This window comes from Microbacterium sp. NPDC058269 (genome assembly GCF_042881445.1).
GTDB lineage: Bacteria > Actinomycetota > Actinomycetes > Actinomycetales > Microbacteriaceae > Microbacterium.
The window spans coordinates 420,306-436,153 of the sequence record NZ_JBHVXT010000002.1; the positions used below are offsets into that span (position 1 = coordinate 420,306).

Below are 15,848 nucleotides of genomic sequence, written 5' to 3' on the forward strand. Positions count from 1 at the left end.
TCAGTATGCCCCGCTGGGCTGCACCATGACCTTGGCGGTACGCCACATGATCTGCAGGTCGTTCATCACGGACCAGTTCTCGACGTACCGCAGGTCGAGGCGGACGCTCTCGTCCCAGGACAGGTCGCTGCGCCCGGAGACCTGCCACAGCCCGGTGATCCCGGGCTTGATGTAGAGGCGGCGGAAGACGGTGCCGTCGTAAGCAGTGACCTCGCTGGGCAGCGGTGGGCGAGGCCCGACGACGCTCATGTCGCCGATGAGAACGTTCCAGAACTGCGGCAGCTCATCGAGCGAGAGCTTGCGCAGCACCTTGCCGACCCGGGTGACACGCGGGTCGTCTTTCATCTTGAAGAGGAGACCGGCGCCCTCGTTCTGTTCCTTGAGCGCGGCGAGCTGCTGCTCGGCATCCGTCTTCATCGAGCGGAACTTGACCATCTTGAAGCGGCGGCCGTCGCGGCCCACCCGCTCCTGGAAGAAGAAGACAGGACCAGGCGAGTCCAGCTTGATGAGCAGGGCGAGCAGGGGAGCCAGCAGTCCGATCGGGATCAGCGCCAGCGTGGCCACCGCGACGTCCAGTGCGCGCTTCAGCAGATGCTGGCCGCCTTCGTAGGTCGGGATCTGCACCTGGATCAGCGGCAGGCCCTCGACCGGGGCGAAGGAGATGCGCGGGCCCGCGACATCGGTGAGCCGGCTCGAGAGCACGAGCTCGGCGGCGGTCCCTTCGAGCTGCCAGCTGAGCTGCTTCACGAACTCGGGCTCGCCTTCGGGGCGGCTCGCCACGATGATCGTGTCGGCGCCGACTTCGGCGGCGACCGACGACACGGAGTTCACGTTCCCCAGAACCGGGAACCGCGTGTCGTCGATCACGATGTCGCGCGCGTTGCCGTCGAGCAGCGTCGCGCCGACCACCTGGTACCCGGATGCGCCGATCGGGTGCAGCGTCCGGACCACATACTCCACGTCGTCCCTGTTGCCGACGACGAGGGTTCGGGAGGCGAACCTCCCTTGGGATCGCTGCGTCTGCAGCCAGTGGCGCCACAGCCACCTGGTCACCAGAAGCGTCAGTACACCGACGGGCAGCCCCAGCAGCAGCGTCAGTTGCATCGACTTCCATGCGAGCAGGACCGCCACGATGGCGATGATCCCGAAGGCGAGTCCGGTGGCGTGCACGACGCCGCGGTACTCGGTGGCGCTGGCGCGGAACAACGCGGCGTCCCGCGTGTGCATCGCGCTGAGCATGAGGTACCACAGCGCGGCGAGCGGGATGCCGTCGCGCAGGACCTCAGCCATGGAGACGCCGGTGGCCAGCTGGATCGCTGCCGTCAGACCGAGCGCGAACAGGATGACAGCCGCATCCGTGGTCCGCAGCCGCATCCGATAGCGACGCTCCCACTGACGGCGTCGTTCCAGAGTCGCCGAAGCGCGCGGTGTGACCACCGTGCGCGTGACCGACTTGGCGGCTCGTGGAGCCGCGACCGGCACGAAGCCCGTACGAGCGATGCTCAGAGCATCCTCGACGGAAGTCATGCCGAGGCCCCTTGAGCCGTGAATGTACGCAAAAATCCCCAGTGCGACATGTGATTCCCCAGTTTCCCCAGACCATGAACCCCACGTTCACGGCATTCGCCTGCGTCCCGACCCCTCGGGTCCTGCTGAAACCCCCCGTGATTCCCACATCACGGAGTGCGTTCTCACCGTCCCACACGGTGATCGCTGACAGCAGGCACTGCAGACTTGAACAACTGTAGCGGAAGATCGTCGCTACCGGAAGGTAAGTCCGTTGATTGGATGAACGAGGTCGACGAGATGCGTCCGTGAGCGGGCTATCCTGTCGCGGTGACCGCGAACACCGAGACTGCACGCTTCCAGCTTCGAACGATGCTGCCGCGTGACCCCGCTCAACCGCACCGCACCGCGAGCCCGCTCGAGCTCTTCTTCGATCTCGTCTTCGTCGTGGCGGTGAGCATCGCCTCCGCGCAGCTGCACCATGCCCTCAGCGAGGGTCATTTCCTGCACGGCATCACCTCCTACGCGATGCTGTTCTTCGCGATCTGGTGGGCCTGGATGAACTTCACCTGGTTCGCTACGTCGTTCGACACCGATGACTGGCTGTATCGCGTCACGACGTTCGTGCAGATGGGTGGTGTCCTCGTCTTCGCCGCAGGCATCCCCATGGCGTTCAACGAAGGCGATTTCACCGTCCCCGTCCTCGGGTACGTCGTCATGCGTGTGGCGATGGTCGCACAATGGCTGCGGGCGTCGCGGTCGGCGGGCCCGCTGCGGTCCGCGACGCGTCGGTACGCCTTCGGGATCGCGGCCGTCCAGGTGCTGTGGATCCTGTTCCTCCTGATCCCGGCGGGGCCGCTGCAGATCGCCGCGTTCGTGCTCTTCGCGCTGATCGAGATCGGCGTCCCGGTGTTCGCCGAGTACCGCAGGCAGACTCCGTGGCATCCGCACCACATCACCGAGCGCTACGGGCTGTTCACGCTCATCGTGCTCGGAGAGAGCCTGCTCGCCTCGGCCAACGCGATCATCGATGCGCTGGACAAGGTCGAGAGTCTCGGGCCGTTGATCGCCATCTCGGTGCTCACGCTCCTCGTCACGGCGTCGCTGTGGTGGATCTACTTCTGGCCGCCGCATCACCGTGCCATCACGAGTTTCGGGCGCTCACTTCGGTACGGCTACGCGCACTACTTCGTCTTCGCGGCGGCCGCCGCTTTCTCCGCAGGAATCGAGGTGGAGCTCGACGTCCTGACCGGAAAGAGCCACCTGTCGAGCATCGAGGCATCGTTCACGGTCACGATTCCGATCGCGATCTTCCTCCTCGGCATCTGGTGGATCGCGATCCGGGGGAACGCGGATCGCGTCGTGAACACGGTCGTCCCACTGGGCGCGGTGCTGGTGCTGCTCGATCCGGTCCTGCCGATTCCGGTCACGCTCACCGCCCTGATCCTCGTCGGCATCGTGGTGGTGCTGGTGCTTCGTCCACCGGTGGACTCCGCGCGCATGGACTCCGCACGCATAGACAAGGCATAACGGGAACAGGGACTCCTGATCGGAAGCTCCGCGACCCTGGGGGACACACGCCAGGCATCCGTCGAGGAGGAGGCAGTTCATGAGCATCCCGGAACCCACTCAGACCCCCGATGGTCCTGCCTACGAGGGCCGTCTGCTCGATCGAGCGGACGAGGAGGTCGTCGATCAGGGAGCGGCCTTCGACATCCGGACGCTGCTGAGCCGGCGCGGGATCCTCGGTCTCGCAGGGGTAGGCCTCGGGGCTGTCGTGCTCGCGGCCTGCGCGCCCGCGGCCTCGGGGGGATCGACCAGCACCCCGACTCCCGCATCGTCGTCGGATGCCTCTCTCGCCGATGGGATTAGCATCGGCGAGATACCTGATGAGACGGCGGGGCCGTACCCGGCGGACGGGTCGAACGGCCCCGATGTGCTCGAGGATGCGGGGATCGTCCGTCAGGACATCCGCTCCTCGATCGATGGCGGGGCGACGGCGGACGGCGTACCGCTCACGTTCGAGCTGCAGGTGGTCGATCTCGCGAACGGGGGAATGCCTTTCGACGGAGTCGCAGTGTACGCGTGGCATTGCACGGCGCAGGGGGAGTACTCGATGTACTCCTCCGGCCTGGAGGACGTCACCTATCTGCGTGGCGTGCAGGTGGCGGATGCCGACGGCAGGGTCTCGTTCACCTCGGTCTTCCCCGGGTGCTATTCGGGTCGCTGGCCGCACATCCACTTCGAGGTGTATCCGGACGTCAGCTCGATCACCGACTCGACCGCAGCCGTCGCCACGTCGCAACTGGCGCTTCCGGAAGCGGCATGCACGTCCGTCTATGCCGAGTCGGTCTACGACGGATCCGCGAGGAATCTCTCGCAGATCACGCTGGCGAGCGACAACGTCTTCGGCGATGACTCCGGCGCACAGCAGGTGGCCGCCGTCACCGGCACCGTGCGTGACGGGTATGCGGCCACCCTCGTCGTCGGTGTCGACACCGCGACCGCCCCAGCTGCGAGCGGGGGTGAGGGCGGTGGTGGCCAGCCGCCGTCGCGCTGAGCCGAAACGGTGGTTCGAGAGCCGGAGGAACGGTGTGCTACAGTTATGGTGCAGCGTGTGTGCATCGCCCCTCTCGGCCGCCACGTCGCCACTGATCAGGGCCATTACGGACCGCGCACATCGATGCGTGCGGAATCCGCCCTCGGTCTCACATCTTGCGGAGCGCCCACGCGTGTCCGCCACACAGCAATGAGCATGACCATGAGCACCACCACCTTTCCTCCGTCCGATCCGTTGACCTGGAAGCAGGCTGACACTGATGTGCACGTCGCGACGCGCGGCGGCGAGTTCGCCGGTTTCGTCGAGTTCGACGGCAGCGCGCATCTCGTGCGCGACAACCACGGCACCGAGCTGGGCGTCTTCGACGCGCTCGACGACGCCTTCCGCGCGCTCGAAGACGCGAACAACCCCACCCGGCGTGGACCCGTCTTCCCGCCGATGCTGCCGCGGGCCTGGCGCCGCCGGAACCGCCGCGCCCGCGCCTGAAATCGGCGGATTACGCACACCGAACGTGCTCCGTCAAGGGGTGCGGATGTATTCCCGAAGGCGCATAGAGCTAGGGCTACTGTGAGGTAAGCGTTGGGCAGCTGCCTTGGGCTTCCACAGCTCAAGGGCTCCGATCGTCAGGAGAAGATCATCTCCATCACACAGATCGAACCGACCGCGGCAACGCTGGGTCCGATTCGTCAGACGTACTCCGGCAACGCGGATTTCCCGCCCATGGCCAAGGCATACAAGCAGGTGTCGCAGGTGGTCAAGGAGACCGGCCTGCTCCAGCGGACCCAGTGGTTCTACATTTTCGTGGCTGCCGGCATCGCGGTCGCTCTCGGTGGACTCATCACCGGTTTCATCCTGCTCGGCGACAGCTGGTTCCAGCTGCTCATCGCGGCGGGCCTCGGCATCGTCCTGACGCAGATCGCCTTCCTCGGACATGAGGCGGCGCACCGTCAGATCCTCACCACGGGGCCGGCGAACTTCAAGCTCGCCCGCATCGTGATCGCCAGCATCGGCATGAGCTACTCGTGGTGGGACTCGAAGCACACCAAGCACCACGGAAACCCGAACCAGGTCGGCAAGGACCCCGACATCGAGGTCGACACGATCTCGTTCCTCGAAGAAGACGCCGCGAAGGCGAAGGGCCTGATCAAGCTGATCACCCGCAAGCAGGGGTGGCTCTTCTTCCCGCTGCTGACGCTCGAGGGCCTGAACCTCCACTTCCTCGGACTGAAGTACCTCACCACGACGAAGAACGTCAAGGGACGCTGGACCGAGCTGAGCATCATCGCGCTGCGGTTCGCCCTCATCCTCGTACCCGTGTTCATGATGCTTCCGCTCGGGATGGCCTTCGCCTTCATGGGCGTGCAGTTCGCAGTGTTCGGCGTCTACATGGGAGCCGCGTTCGCACCGAACCACAAGGGCATGCCGATCATCGAGCCCGGCGCGCGCCTCGACTTCTTCACCAAGCAGGTGCGTACCTCCCGCAACATCAGCGGTGGATGGTGGACGACCTGGCTCATGGGCGGTCTCAACTACCAGGTGGAGCACCACCTCTTCCCGAGCATGCCGCGACCGCACCTGGCGAAGGCACGAGAGATCGTGCGCGACTACTGTGCGGCGAACGACGTGCCGTACACGGAGACCAGCCTCGGCCGCTCGTACATGATCGTGATCGAGTACCTGAACCGCGTCGGACTCTCCGCAGGCGCCGACCCCTTCGACTGCCCCGCAGTGGCGCAGTTCGGTCGGCCGTAGTCCCAGACATCACCGGGCCCGATCAGTCCGGGAACCACAGAGGCGCGAGCAGGAATTCCTGCTCGCGCCTCTGTCGTTCGTGCGTCTACTTGGACGACTTCTTCTTGGTCTCCACCACGTCGATCGTGATCTTCTCGAGGGGACGGTCGTCGTCGAGTTCGTCTTCGAGCACCTCGTCGCCGAGGAAGGTCTCCTCTGTCGCCTCATCGACGACGACGGCCTTCGCGGGGGCGGGGGTGACCTGGGCGTCGACTCCCGTGATCTCCGTCGGCAGCGAGTCGTCGGAGAAGATGCCGTCGGGGCGGATCAGCTCGCGCACCTCGGCCATGAAGCTCGACAGCTGCTGCTGCTGCCACCGCAGCTGACGGGTGCGGTCCTCTGCGTCGTGCAGTACCGCCGTGGTGTGACCGGTGACCGAATCGACGATCTTCTGCGCCTTCGCGCGAGCGCGCTCGAGGGTCTCGCGCGCACGCACCTGGGCTTCGGCTTCGATCGCCTGCGCCTGCGAACGGGTGAGGCGCTCGTAGTCCTCGGCGCGAGCGGAGATGCGCTGGGCGTGCTCGAGCGATGCGGTGACCTGCTCGTTCGCGTCGTTGGTGATCCGCTCGGCGTGTGCAACGGCCTGGTTGTGCAGCACCAGGAACTCCTGCTGCGCGTCATCCTGGCGGCGGGTGAGCGTCTCCTCGAACTCCAGCACGCGGGCGTTCATGTCGCGGACGTCGCGCTCGGCGTCAGCACGCAGCTGGGTGGTCTCGCGAGTGACGAGGGAACGCAGAGCGGCGGCGCCCTTCTCGGCCTCGGTGCGGATCGCCGTGGCCTCCTGTGCGGCCTGGTTCACCTTCTCCGCCGCATGTGCGGCCTCGCGCTCGATTCGCGCCTCGTGCGCCGTGTACTCGGTGTCCATCTTCAGACGCACCTGGTCGGCGTCGCGCTGCGCCTGGGCGGTGATCCGCTCGGCGTCAGCCTCTGCCTCGGCACGCTGCGCGGTCACTTCCTCACGCGCAGATGTCATCAGACGGTCAGCCTGAACGGCCGCGTTCTGGATGAGCACGTTCGCCTGCTCCTCGGCGACCCGCAGGATCGCCTCGAACTGCTGGCGCGACGGAGCCTCTTCGCCGTCGGGCTGCGGTGCGTCGACGAGCTCGGAGGTGAGGGTCGCCACCTGCTGCTCGGCGTCGGAGGCCTTGGCGGTCGCGGCGGTCAGCTCGCTCTCGAGCGCTTCGCGGGCCTTGCGCTCCTCTTCCCGCACCGCCTCGACGGCTTCCTCTTCGCGGGCCTGGGCCTCGGCGACGTCGGCGGCTGCCTGCTTGAGCTGGTTGCGAAGGGTCGAGAGTGCGGCGTCGACCTCGCCCTTGTCATAGCCGCGGAAGCCGATGGTGAACGCACCCTGCTGGTCGCGGGGCGTGGTCTCGATCAGCTGGTCGAAGAAGTCCGGCGAGCGCTCGCCGTCGCGGTCGGCGGTTCCAGGGGATTCGCTCATGGGTTCTTGCCTTTCTGGCGTGGCCACACCGGGAGCGGCGGCTCCATCCCGACAAACGGGACGGTGTGGACCGGAGGAGGTCGTCAGGGCGCACGCCACCACCATGACCCGGCGGAGGCCCGGCGGGCAGGGCGCGCCCTCCAGCCTAGTTGCGTCTGCTGGATGTTGCGCCCTCGTCTTCGGACCATTGCGGAGTCGGAGTGCGATGTGCCGCGGATCAGGCGTCCTGCACCCAGCGTGCGTTCCTGTCGTCGATGGGCTCGCCGCGCACGTGTCCGACGGGCTTGCCATCGGCGACCGTGACCTCGCGGTCTTCTGCCGCCGAGGAGACGCGCGCGCGCAGGTCCGTCCAAAGCTGTACCGTCTGCGGAAAGCCGAGATACTCGCGAAAGGTCTCGACCTGCATCCTGGTGCCCTCGGTGACGGGGTGGAGCCGGACGACCGTGTCGTCGGGCTCGACGAACCGGATGCCGTAGGCGCCATCGCTGCGGATGACGTACTCCCGCTGCTTCCCGGCGATCGCCGACGCCACGATCTCGCGAACGCGAGATTCTGCCGCGTGGATGACCAGAGTGGTGCCGAGCTCGCCGAGGGCTGCGTCGAGCTGCTTGTCGGCGAACCTCTTGCCCGCCCTGTCGCCTGCCTCGGAGGCCCGGCGCCCCAGGCGGCTCTTCAGGATCGGGCCGCCGATGATCAACGCGAGGATCGGCAGACCGAGCAGGAGATAGGGGAGAGCATCCACGGGCACAGCGTATCCGGATCCTCGTCAGAGCCTCCCCTGGCGGGCGCGACGTCAGACGGGGGTGATCAGGTGGTCGAGGACCAGCTCGCCTGATGCGTTGAGGGCCTGCATCATCTCGGCGATCAGGCGCGGATCGATCGTCGGCTGCTCGGCCGCGTCATAGCCGAACTGCAGCGGGATCGCCGGGTGGATCCAGACGGTGGCGCGCTTGTCGACTCCGTCGTTGACGGGCCGCCACGTCATCATGAAGCTCTCCTGGCGGCGCAGCTTCGTCGAGATGACGATCTTCAGATGCGCCAGCGTCGCGTCCTCGATGAAGATCGGATCCGAAGTCCCGTCGTAGCGGAGTCTGCCCATGAGAGCACGCTACACCGGCGGGGCCTGCCTCTTCTTCGGCCGGTGCGCAACCCCCTCTGCGAGCGGAGGTCCCCTCGATAGCGTCGCAGCATGACGACAGCCGAGTGACAACGAGCGGAGGGCAGGGTGCAGACGATGGTGCGTACGCGGATGGCGCTCAACGAATCGGAGTTCATCCTGGCGCAGGGCCAGGACATCGCCGAACTCAGACGCCGGATGGAAGGAGCGATGCGCGCCGGCGGCGGATTCGTCGAGTTCGTCGTGGTGGGAAATCGTTCGGTGAGCGTCCTGATGACGCCCACGACTCAGGTGGTGATATCCGTCGAGACGGTGGAGTTCGACGCGCGCGACACCGGCGACAGCGCGGTGCCGTACGGCGGGGAGTACGACCTGCTGTGATCGCAGGCCAGGGGCTCCCCAGCCGGATTTGCGGGAGCCCCGGCCGCGCTCGGTCGTGTAGCGCAGGGCACTGCTACGGTGACGACGGTGGGCATCGCGCTCCTGGGGCCGTCGAACAAGAGGAACTTCGAGATGAAGGGTCCGTCCCGTCTGCGTCGTGGTCGCATCGGGGTCGCCGTCGTGATCGCGCTCGCGGTCGGAGCCTTTGCGCCTTCGCTGTCGGCGAGCGGTCCTGCGACGGCGGCCACCGATGGACAGATGGTGTATCCGGCGTCGGGCAACATCCAGTCGAAGGTCGGCGACGGCTGCCGCGGCAACTACCGTGCGCACGAAGGCATCGATATCTCGGCAGCGGGCGGCACGCCGATCCTCGCGGCGTACAGCGGCGTGATCAAGTCGCGCACCGTGAACAGCGGCTACGGCAACTACACGGATGTCGAGCATCCGGGCGGCTACGTCACGCGCTACGCGCACATGGCCTCGCCCGGGACCTTTGCGCCGGGCACCCGTGTGGAGCGCGGGCAGCAGATCGGAATCGTGGGCAACACAGGGAACTCCCCGGCCTACCACCTGCACTTCGAGGTCCGTCTCAACGGAGCGGTCTACACCGCCGTCAACGACGGGTTCGTGTGCCTCTCGAACGTGGCGCGCGGGGGCACCATCCCGTTGTACTTTCCCGGCCTCCGCACGGAAGCAGGCCCTCCGATCCCGCCCGCTGACTACACGGGAGACGGCAAGTCGGATCTCCTGGTGGTCGCGGGGAACGGCGACCTGCGTCTTCGCGCGGGGACGGGCGCCGGCGGCTTTCACCCGGCGACGACCGTAGCCAGCGGCTGGGCCGCGGACCGGAGGCACGTCACCCGCACGGACTTCAACGGCGACGGCAAGGGAGATGTTCTCGCGGCGCGCACGGACGGCACTCTCGAGTTCTATGCGGGGAACGGCGCCGGCGGGTTCGCCGCCCCGGTGAACATCGGCACCGGGTGGTATGACCTGCGACATGTCACTTCCGGTGCCGACTACACCGGGGATGGGAAGCACGATGTCCTGGGCGTCTCGGACGCCGGCGTTCTGGTCATCTACCGGGGAGACGGTGCGGGAGGGTTCGCCACGTCGCACATCACCCTCGGCGGCGGATGGCAGAGGTTTCAGTTCGTGATCGGCGGCGATTTCAACAATGACGGGCGCGGCGACATCATCGGGATGAGCGACACCGGAACGCTCTACTTCTTCCCTGGGGTGACGAACGGATTCGCTGATTCCGCCGTCGTCGTCGGAAGCGGATGGGTGGAGTTCAGCGCGGTGACCGGAGGGGCCGACTACGACGGCGACGGGAAGGCCGACCTGCTCGCACGTACGGCGGCGGGTACGCTCTTCCTTTACTCCGGCAACGGAGACGGCGGATTCCCTACGCGCAAGCTGGTCAGCGCCGACTGGGCGGACCATCTCGCCATCGAGTAGCGCACGCCGCATCCTCCACGGGGCAGCGTCGGCGCGGCGTATCGTTGGCTCATGGCCGACCCCACGTTCGAGGAGATCGCGGCCGGGCTGTACTCCGGGCCTCCCGGGGCGTTCGTTTCGTCGCGGAAGGCCCGTGCCGGCGAAGTCGATGCGGAAGTCGCTGCTCGGATACTCGCTCTGCGGAAGCCGTCGATCGCGGCCTGGGTGGTGAACGTGTTCGCGCAGGAGCGGGCCGGACGGCTCGGGGCGGCGCTGGATCTGGCGCGAGAGCTCCGCGAGGCGCAGGAGGATCTGGATGCGCCGGCGCTGGCGAAGCTCGGCCGTGAGCGTCGTGTCCTGACGAGGAAGCTCGCCCAGGCCGCAGGGGAGTTGGCCGCCTCCAGGGGAGAGCGTGTCACACCTTCGACGCTCGAAGCGGTGGAGGGCAGCATCTCCGCTGCGTTCTTCGACCCGGCGGCCGCCGCAGCCGTCGCTTCCGGACGACTGGTACGGACCATCGATCCCTCGGCGACGATGAGCGATATCCGCGACGCCGTGGCGGGGGATGTGCCCGAGCTCGAACCCGTCGCACAGCCTCCGGTGGATGAGCTGCAGGCGCGGCGGGCTCGCCGGGATGCCGAACGCGCCGTCGCCACGGCGGAGAAGGCCCAGGCATCGGTCGAACGCGAACTCACGACGCGCGACAAGGCGCTGCGGGAGTTGCGCGCCAGGAAAGGCGAACTCGCCGAGCGCACGGCGGAACTCGAGAACGAACTCGCGCGGGTCCGCGCAGAACTGAGCCGAGCGGAGCACGATCTTCCGGAAGCGGAGCAGAGTCGGGAGGACGCGGCGGCACGGGCGGAGGCGGCCGCCGATGCTCTGGACCTGGCTCGGAAGGCCAAGGACGCGCTCTAGCCGACGGTTCGCCGGGGAAAGGCAAAACCCCCGCCATGTAGAAGCTAGGCGAGGGTTTCTGGAGTGATTGTAACGATCACTCGTGTGGCTCCGACCGGCATCGATCCGGTGACCTTTCGATTTTCAGTCGAACGGAAGTTGCCATATGGACTTGAAAACAAGCCGAACGGTCTGATACCGTTCCTATACGGCGTCACACGATGCCGCACGGGAGCGCACAATGGTTGCACTCTTGGGTTGCACCACCTTGGCCGGAAGGGAGCAGCGATGAGCCGATACAGGCACATCCGCAGAAGACCGATGCACGTAGGGCTGATCAATCAACAGATGTGGAGCGCTCATGGAAGAAGAAGATGCCCGCGGTGGTGACACCGCATGAGGGCCAAGGGTGAAGGCTCGCTGTTCAAGGACAGTCAGGGGCGGTGGGTGGCGGTGATCGAGCTGCCTCAACGGGGCGGCAATCGGCAGCGCAAGTTCATCCGATCGGTCGACAAGGCGAAGGTCATAGCCAAGCGCAATCAGGTGCGCGATGAACTCGACCAGTACGGTGAGCTCGCCGCGGATTCCACGAGTGTCAAGCAGTGGTTCGCGTACTGGCTCAATGAGGTTGTCGTGAAGGAAGTCCGCCCATCGACGTTCACCGGCTATCGATCTGTCGTCACCCAGCACATCATCCCCGGGCTCGGCGAACGGACGAAGCTGACGAAGATCACCGCCCGCCACGTTCGCGCGGTACACGATCACGTTCTCGATGCGGATCTCTCATCGACGTATGCGCTGAACGCGCACCGCGTCATGTCGGCATCATTCGAGACGGCGATGAAGGAAGGTCGCCTTCGCCACAACCCGGCGAAGCTGGTGAATGCTCCCAGGAAGGCTGCTCGCACCCTCGACGTTCTCGACCTCGACGAATCGATCCAGCTGCTCGCGGCTGTAGCGACGATGCCGGACGGCGCTCGCTGGGCGACTTCATTGCTAACGGGTGCACGCCGAGGTGAAGTGATTGGACTCGAGCTCGACCGAGTCACGGACTTCATCGATCTCTCATGGCAGCTGCAGCGGATCCGCCGTGCACCCGATGGGAAGCCGATCGTCCCGTCGGACTACGAGTACCGCCATCTGACGGGTGGGCTCTATCTGACGCGCCCCAAGTCCAAAGCTGGTTGGCGCGTAATCCCGCTCGTCGAGCCGCTGCAGAGCATCCTCGCACGACATATCGCGGAGTCGCCTCCGAACCCGTGGGGGCTGCTCTTCACGAATAGCAACGGGCGGCCTCGTGATCCCGACCAGGACACGAAGTCGTGGAACAGCGTCCTCGACAAGTCTTTCGGCGAAGATCGCCACGTCCGCCTGCATGATCTTCGACACTCCGCCGTCGATCTCCTCTACCTCGCCGGCGTACCTGAGGACATCATCCAGGAGATCGTCGGGCACTCGACTCGCACGATGACACGTGCGTACAAGGCCCGAGGCAACATGGATAGGCTGCGCGGCGCCATGACTCAGATGTCAGAGCTCCTCAGCTCGCCTCGGCCAACAGGTACGCCCGAAATAGGCGCGTAGTAACCCCGAGTTCCGCGGTGATGCGACCCTCGTCGGGGCACCAGCGATACAGGTCGGCCAGTTCGTCCGGACAGATCAAGTTCCGGGCAGCGAACTGGTCGGCCTGTTTTTCATGTTTCGGGCGGTCGTCTTCGTGTCCGAACTCGGCGTGTGCCACTCCGTGCGCGAGCGCCGACCTCTGATGCACTGCGCGGATGCGAGAGTTGACGATGAGGGTGTTGTATTCGGGGAGCCAGAGTTCGTGGCCGGTGCGGATCGGCCGGACCACAATCTCGATGCCGAGAGCGTCGGCGTGTTCCCATGGGTCGTATGCGCGTCCCCTAGGGAAGCTCCTGCTCATCCTGGTCAAGCTCTTCGTCATTGATCGCTGCCTTCTTCTGGATCGCTTCCAGTTCATCGTCGGTCATCTCAGCCGGCTTCTTCATCGGTAGTGCTGTGACGTTATCGGGACGCTCCGACATCTGCGCTAGTCGTTTCGTCACGCGGTCCAGTAGGTCGTCGGCTTCGATCCCGATGAAGTCTGCGATCTGGATGAACTGAGTGATCGTGATGTTCCGTTTGCCCGCGAAGATCCGTTGGATCGTGGTGAGGGATTGGTCGATCGCTTCGGCGATATCGGCCTGCGACTTTCCCGCTTCCCGCGCGGCGCCCTTGAGCACGCTTCCGGTCGCGATGTTCACGGGGGAGGTTTCGTCAGCCATGAGTCCATTGTGACGCTATATGTGTCCACTTGGCAAAACTTTCCGCCCGCACGGGGTTGCATGCGCCCGTGCGGGCATGTAGTCTGTCCATATGGACGCAAACAGAAGAGCTGCACAGGTGGTCGCCAACATGCGCAACGCCGTCAACACCTCTGGTGTTCCTATCCCCAAGCTGGCCCAAGCTGCCGACATTCCCAGTGACGTGCTCGATGCGCGTCTCAGTGGTCGTGACGAACTCACGATCGCTGACCTGGTTAATGTCGGCGGCTTTCTGCGTTTGCAGCCGAACAGCTTCTTGAAAGGAGCAACCTCATGACGGCGATTGCCGAACTCGACAAGCTGTCGTACTCGATCGAGAACTTCGCCAAGGCGACGGACCTCGGCGTCACCACGATCCGGGAAGCGATCAAGTCGGGCGACCTCATCGCGAGATACCCGAACTCAAAGCCGATCATCGCCCGTGAAGACGGACTTCTCTGGCTGCGCTCGCTCGCTGTCGAGAAGCCCGGGTACTCGAGGAGAGCGTCATGACCGACCTCGAGAGATTCAACTTCCAGGAGCTCCCGTTCCGTGTCGCAATGATCGACGGCGAACCCTGGTTCGTCGCGGTTGACGTCTGCAACGCGCTCGACATCGACAACGCGACTCAGGCACTCACCCGACTGGACGAGGACGAACGCACCCTCATTTCAAATGAGGGTCGCCAGGTCAACGCAGTCAACGAAGCCGGCCTCTACTCGATCATCCTTGGCAGCCGCAAGCCAGAAGCGAGGGCATTCAAGCGCTGGGTGACGCACGAGGTGCTCCCCACGATCCGCAAGACCGGTTCCTACCAGGCGCCGACCGGAACGGACCTCCTCGCCCTCGCGGTGATCGAAGCACAGCAGATGCTGGAAGCGTCGACCCGTCAGGTCGCCGAGCTCACGCCCCGCGCTGAGGCATGGGATGAACTCGCATCCGCGACTGGTGACTACGAGGTCGCGGATGCGGCGAAGATGCTCGCCCGCGCCGGCGTCGAAACCGGTCGTCAGCGACTGTTCGGCCAGCTGAGCGGTTTGGGCTGGATCTACCGTGCCCCGTCCGGGAAGTGGAAGGCCCGCCAGTCTGCGGTGGATGCCGGGTATCTGACGGAGAAGCCGCAGTCTCACCACCACCCGCGCACAGGTGAACTCGTGCTCGACCCACCTCAGGTGCGCGTCACCGTTCGGGGTCTCGAGCGGCTCCGGGTTCGTCTCGGCCGCGTCGTCGCGTTGGAGGTGGCGTCATGAGCGGCTTGACGATCCGAGAACGTATCCGCGAGCACGCAGAGGATCAGCCGGATGGGTTCAAAATGATCGCTGATTCGTTCGGGATCGTTAGCGATGTGGTCGAGGAACTACATGCTCGACAGTCGGTTCCCAATGTCGCTGCTGATTCTCTTCAGGGTCACACTGGGGGCATTGTCGACGTGTTCGGCAAGCTTGTCGATCGCCTTCCAGATGCGCTCAGCGTCGCTGAGGTCTGCCTGGTTCTTGATCGCCTCGATGTCGCTCTTCGCGGTCATGAGATGAACTCCTGTTCGGTTGAGGACGGTGCTGGTAACGCCGTCTTGCGAACAACCGTACAGGCGTCGGTCGCTTCCGATGCGGCTGACACCCGTGCGGGAGTGGCGTCCACTCCTGTTCCCGCTCCCGCACGGGACGTTGCCGAGGAGGTGGCGTCGTGAACGACACCCTGCCTCTCTGGGCTTGGCTCCCTGCTCTCCTCTGGTGGGCGTGGGCCGGTCTGGTCATCGTCCGTGAGGTTCGAGCCGCGAACCGGGAGTACAAGGCGTCGCGCGCGAAGGATCCGGTTGTGGTGACTGGTTCTGGCGTCCGTCGCGACAGTCGTCCGTACGCATGCAAGAGCGCGGAGGTGCGCTGATGGCTCAGTTCGCTTCCGTCCTGTACCCGCAAACCAACCCGACCAACCAGATCCTGTTGGCCTTCCGCGCCGACCGGAACTACTACCCGAGTGTGGGAGCGGCAGCGCGCGACTGGCTGAGGGCTTGGGCAGGACTCGTAGCACATGATTCCACCTTCCGAAGCGCGACTCTCGCGCAGAAGCACCACGCGCTCCAAGTCGTGAGGCGTTTGGCGTCTTTCTCCGGCTGATCCCCGTCATCTGATCCGGCCCTACTCCCGTCGCTGGGGGTAGCGCTACTCGGCGTACCCGAAAACAGGTGCGCGCTGACAACTCAATACACACAACCGGTGAAGATATGCCGGCCCCACGCCAACGGGGTCGGACACCCCCAGATGGGGGCTACGGGATCAGGGAGAACCCACGACAAGACGTGTGGGGGACCGGTGACCTGTGGTGCACGAGGACGAATGGACCGTAGGGCAGGCAGCCCAGGCCCCTCAGGAACGCAACCGGGTGGAGTCGAAGGAAACAACATCGACAGTTCGCCGC

General features: G+C 65.5%; 19 protein-coding genes. 13 read left to right on the top strand and 6 right to left on the bottom strand.

Annotation, left to right across the window (positions count from 1 at the left end; translation table 11 throughout):
• On the bottom strand, positions 1 to 1,527 hold the full coding sequence (locus tag ACFVWL_RS10145) for a sugar transferase (RefSeq protein ID WP_387181920.1): 1,527 nt from the start codon (positions 1,525 to 1,527) through the stop codon (positions 1 to 3).
• A 351-nt stretch (positions 1,528 to 1,878) separates the two neighbouring features.
• Here ACFVWL_RS10145 and ACFVWL_RS10150 point away from each other — a divergent pair, with 351 nt between their 5' ends.
• From ACFVWL_RS10150 to ACFVWL_RS10165, 4 genes are all read left to right on the top strand, one after another.
• On the top strand, positions 1,879 to 3,036 hold the full coding sequence (locus ACFVWL_RS10150; RefSeq protein ID WP_387183591.1) for a low temperature requirement protein A: 1,158 nt from the start codon (positions 1,879 to 1,881) through the stop codon (positions 3,034 to 3,036).
• 79 nt (positions 3,037 to 3,115) lie between these two features.
• Positions 3,116 to 4,066, top strand: coding sequence for an intradiol ring-cleavage dioxygenase (locus ACFVWL_RS10155; RefSeq protein WP_387181923.1), 951 nt, complete (start codon positions 3,116 to 3,118; stop codon positions 4,064 to 4,066).
• 201 nt (positions 4,067 to 4,267) lie between these two features.
• Positions 4,268 to 4,552 carry a hypothetical protein gene (locus ACFVWL_RS10160; RefSeq protein ID WP_387181926.1) on the top strand — a complete coding sequence of 95 codons (285 nt, stop codon included), beginning with the start codon at positions 4,268 to 4,270 and terminating at the stop codon, positions 4,550 to 4,552.
• Positions 4,553 to 4,699: 147 nt separating this feature from the next.
• The gene (locus ACFVWL_RS10165; protein WP_387183594.1) at positions 4,700 to 5,818 is read left to right on the top strand and encodes a fatty acid desaturase family protein; all 1,119 of its coding nucleotides are present in this window, start codon (positions 4,700 to 4,702) and stop codon (positions 5,816 to 5,818) included.
• Between the two features lie 85 nt (positions 5,819 to 5,903).
• Here ACFVWL_RS10165 and ACFVWL_RS10170 read toward each other — a convergent pair whose 3' ends face one another.
• The 3 genes from ACFVWL_RS10170 to ACFVWL_RS10180 all read right to left on the bottom strand — a co-directional run bounded on the left by ACFVWL_RS10170 (position 5,904) and on the right by ACFVWL_RS10180 (position 8,397).
• Complete coding sequence (locus ACFVWL_RS10170) at positions 5,904 to 7,298, bottom strand: cell division initiation protein (protein WP_387181929.1); 1,395 nt, start codon at positions 7,296 to 7,298, stop codon at positions 5,904 to 5,906.
• 217 nt (positions 7,299 to 7,515) lie between these two features.
• Entirely contained in the window at positions 7,516 to 8,040 is a 525-nt protein-coding gene (locus ACFVWL_RS10175) for a hypothetical protein (RefSeq protein ID WP_387181931.1), read from the bottom strand.
• 51 nt (positions 8,041 to 8,091) lie between these two features.
• The gene (locus ACFVWL_RS10180; protein ID WP_387181933.1) at positions 8,092 to 8,397 is read right to left on the bottom strand and encodes a hypothetical protein; all 306 of its coding nucleotides are present in this window, start codon (positions 8,395 to 8,397) and stop codon (positions 8,092 to 8,094) included.
• A gap of 135 nt (positions 8,398 to 8,532) precedes the next feature.
• On the opposite strand from ACFVWL_RS10180, the gene ACFVWL_RS10185 reads away from it, so the two are divergent.
• The 4 genes from ACFVWL_RS10185 to ACFVWL_RS10200 all read left to right on the top strand — a co-directional run bounded on the left by ACFVWL_RS10185 (position 8,533) and on the right by ACFVWL_RS10200 (position 12,714).
• Positions 8,533 to 8,796: a hypothetical protein gene (locus ACFVWL_RS10185; protein ID WP_387181936.1), complete on the top strand. Its 264-nt coding sequence runs from the start codon at positions 8,533 to 8,535 to the stop codon at positions 8,794 to 8,796.
• Positions 8,797 to 8,928: 132 nt separating this feature from the next.
• Positions 8,929 to 10,257 carry an FG-GAP-like repeat-containing protein gene (locus tag ACFVWL_RS10190; protein ID WP_387181939.1) on the top strand — a complete coding sequence of 443 codons (1,329 nt, stop codon included), beginning with the start codon at positions 8,929 to 8,931 and terminating at the stop codon, positions 10,255 to 10,257.
• 51 nt (positions 10,258 to 10,308) lie between these two features.
• Positions 10,309 to 11,151 (top strand): transposase, encoded by an 843-nt coding sequence (locus ACFVWL_RS10195; RefSeq protein ID WP_387181942.1) that lies wholly within the window; start codon positions 10,309 to 10,311, stop codon positions 11,149 to 11,151.
• Between the two features lie 426 nt (positions 11,152 to 11,577).
• Positions 11,578 to 12,714 (top strand): tyrosine-type recombinase/integrase, encoded by a 1,137-nt coding sequence (locus tag ACFVWL_RS10200; RefSeq protein ID WP_387181945.1) that lies wholly within the window; start codon positions 11,578 to 11,580, stop codon positions 12,712 to 12,714.
• On the opposite strand, the gene ACFVWL_RS10205 is transcribed toward ACFVWL_RS10200, so the two are convergent.
• Both ACFVWL_RS10205 and ACFVWL_RS10210 read right to left on the bottom strand, forming a co-directional pair.
• Complete coding sequence (locus ACFVWL_RS10205) at positions 12,671 to 13,075, bottom strand: ImmA/IrrE family metallo-endopeptidase (protein ID WP_387181948.1); 405 nt, start codon at positions 13,073 to 13,075, stop codon at positions 12,671 to 12,673. The two genes, ACFVWL_RS10200 and ACFVWL_RS10205, sit on opposite strands and share 44 nt — an antisense overlap.
• A complete protein-coding gene (locus tag ACFVWL_RS10210; protein ID WP_387181951.1) occupies positions 13,035 to 13,415 on the bottom strand; it encodes a helix-turn-helix domain-containing protein in 381 nt (126 codons plus the stop codon). The genes ACFVWL_RS10205 and ACFVWL_RS10210 overlap by 41 nt, the downstream gene beginning before the upstream one ends.
• Before the next feature lie 91 nt (positions 13,416 to 13,506).
• Between ACFVWL_RS10210 and ACFVWL_RS10215 the strand changes: the two genes are divergently transcribed.
• From ACFVWL_RS10215 to ACFVWL_RS10235, 5 genes are read left to right on the top strand one after another with little or no spacing between them, the layout of a single operon-like run.
• On the top strand, positions 13,507 to 13,731 hold the full coding sequence (locus ACFVWL_RS10215) for a hypothetical protein (RefSeq protein ID WP_387181954.1): 225 nt from the start codon (positions 13,507 to 13,509) through the stop codon (positions 13,729 to 13,731).
• The gene (locus ACFVWL_RS10220; RefSeq protein WP_387181957.1) at positions 13,728 to 13,946 is read left to right on the top strand and encodes a hypothetical protein; all 219 of its coding nucleotides are present in this window, start codon (positions 13,728 to 13,730) and stop codon (positions 13,944 to 13,946) included. Before ACFVWL_RS10215 ends, ACFVWL_RS10220 begins: the two co-directional genes overlap by 4 nt.
• On the top strand, positions 13,943 to 14,683 hold the full coding sequence (locus tag ACFVWL_RS10225; RefSeq protein WP_387181961.1) for a BRO family protein: 741 nt from the start codon (positions 13,943 to 13,945) through the stop codon (positions 14,681 to 14,683). The genes ACFVWL_RS10220 and ACFVWL_RS10225 overlap by 4 nt, the downstream gene beginning before the upstream one ends.
• Positions 14,680 to 15,120: a hypothetical protein gene (locus ACFVWL_RS10230; protein ID WP_387181964.1), complete on the top strand. Its 441-nt coding sequence runs from the start codon at positions 14,680 to 14,682 to the stop codon at positions 15,118 to 15,120. The genes ACFVWL_RS10225 and ACFVWL_RS10230 overlap by 4 nt, the downstream gene beginning before the upstream one ends.
• Positions 15,117 to 15,317 carry a hypothetical protein gene (locus ACFVWL_RS10235; protein ID WP_387181966.1) on the top strand — a complete coding sequence of 67 codons (201 nt, stop codon included), beginning with the start codon at positions 15,117 to 15,119 and terminating at the stop codon, positions 15,315 to 15,317. The genes ACFVWL_RS10230 and ACFVWL_RS10235 overlap by 4 nt, the downstream gene beginning before the upstream one ends.
• Positions 15,318 to 15,848: the final 531 nt, after the last annotated feature.

Coding starts and splice junctions, on each gene's coding strand:
- ACFVWL_RS10145 (WP_387181920.1), bottom strand. CDS start 1,527: ATGACTTCCGTCGAGGATGCTCTGAGCATCGCTCGTACGGGCTTCGTG.
- ACFVWL_RS10150 (WP_387183591.1), top strand. CDS start 1,879: ATGCTGCCGCGTGACCCCGCTCAACCGCACCGCACCGCGAGCCCGCTC.
- ACFVWL_RS10155 (WP_387181923.1), top strand. CDS start 3,116: ATGAGCATCCCGGAACCCACTCAGACCCCCGATGGTCCTGCCTACGAG.
- ACFVWL_RS10160 (WP_387181926.1), top strand. CDS start 4,268: ATGAGCACCACCACCTTTCCTCCGTCCGATCCGTTGACCTGGAAGCAG.
- ACFVWL_RS10170 (WP_387181929.1), bottom strand. CDS start 7,298: ATGAGCGAATCCCCTGGAACCGCCGACCGCGACGGCGAGCGCTCGCCG.
- ACFVWL_RS10180 (WP_387181933.1), bottom strand. CDS start 8,397: ATGGGCAGACTCCGCTACGACGGGACTTCGGATCCGATCTTCATCGAG.
- ACFVWL_RS10185 (WP_387181936.1), top strand. CDS start 8,533: ATGGTGCGTACGCGGATGGCGCTCAACGAATCGGAGTTCATCCTGGCG.
- ACFVWL_RS10190 (WP_387181939.1), top strand. CDS start 8,929: ATGAAGGGTCCGTCCCGTCTGCGTCGTGGTCGCATCGGGGTCGCCGTC.
- ACFVWL_RS10195 (WP_387181942.1), top strand. CDS start 10,309: ATGGCCGACCCCACGTTCGAGGAGATCGCGGCCGGGCTGTACTCCGGG.
- ACFVWL_RS10205 (WP_387181948.1), bottom strand. CDS start 13,075: ATGACGAAGAGCTTGACCAGGATGAGCAGGAGCTTCCCTAGGGGACGC.
- ACFVWL_RS10210 (WP_387181951.1), bottom strand. CDS start 13,415: ATGGCTGACGAAACCTCCCCCGTGAACATCGCGACCGGAAGCGTGCTC.
- ACFVWL_RS10215 (WP_387181954.1), top strand. CDS start 13,507: ATGGACGCAAACAGAAGAGCTGCACAGGTGGTCGCCAACATGCGCAAC.
- ACFVWL_RS10220 (WP_387181957.1), top strand. CDS start 13,728: ATGACGGCGATTGCCGAACTCGACAAGCTGTCGTACTCGATCGAGAAC.
- ACFVWL_RS10225 (WP_387181961.1), top strand. CDS start 13,943: ATGACCGACCTCGAGAGATTCAACTTCCAGGAGCTCCCGTTCCGTGTC.
- ACFVWL_RS10230 (WP_387181964.1), top strand. CDS start 14,680: ATGAGCGGCTTGACGATCCGAGAACGTATCCGCGAGCACGCAGAGGAT.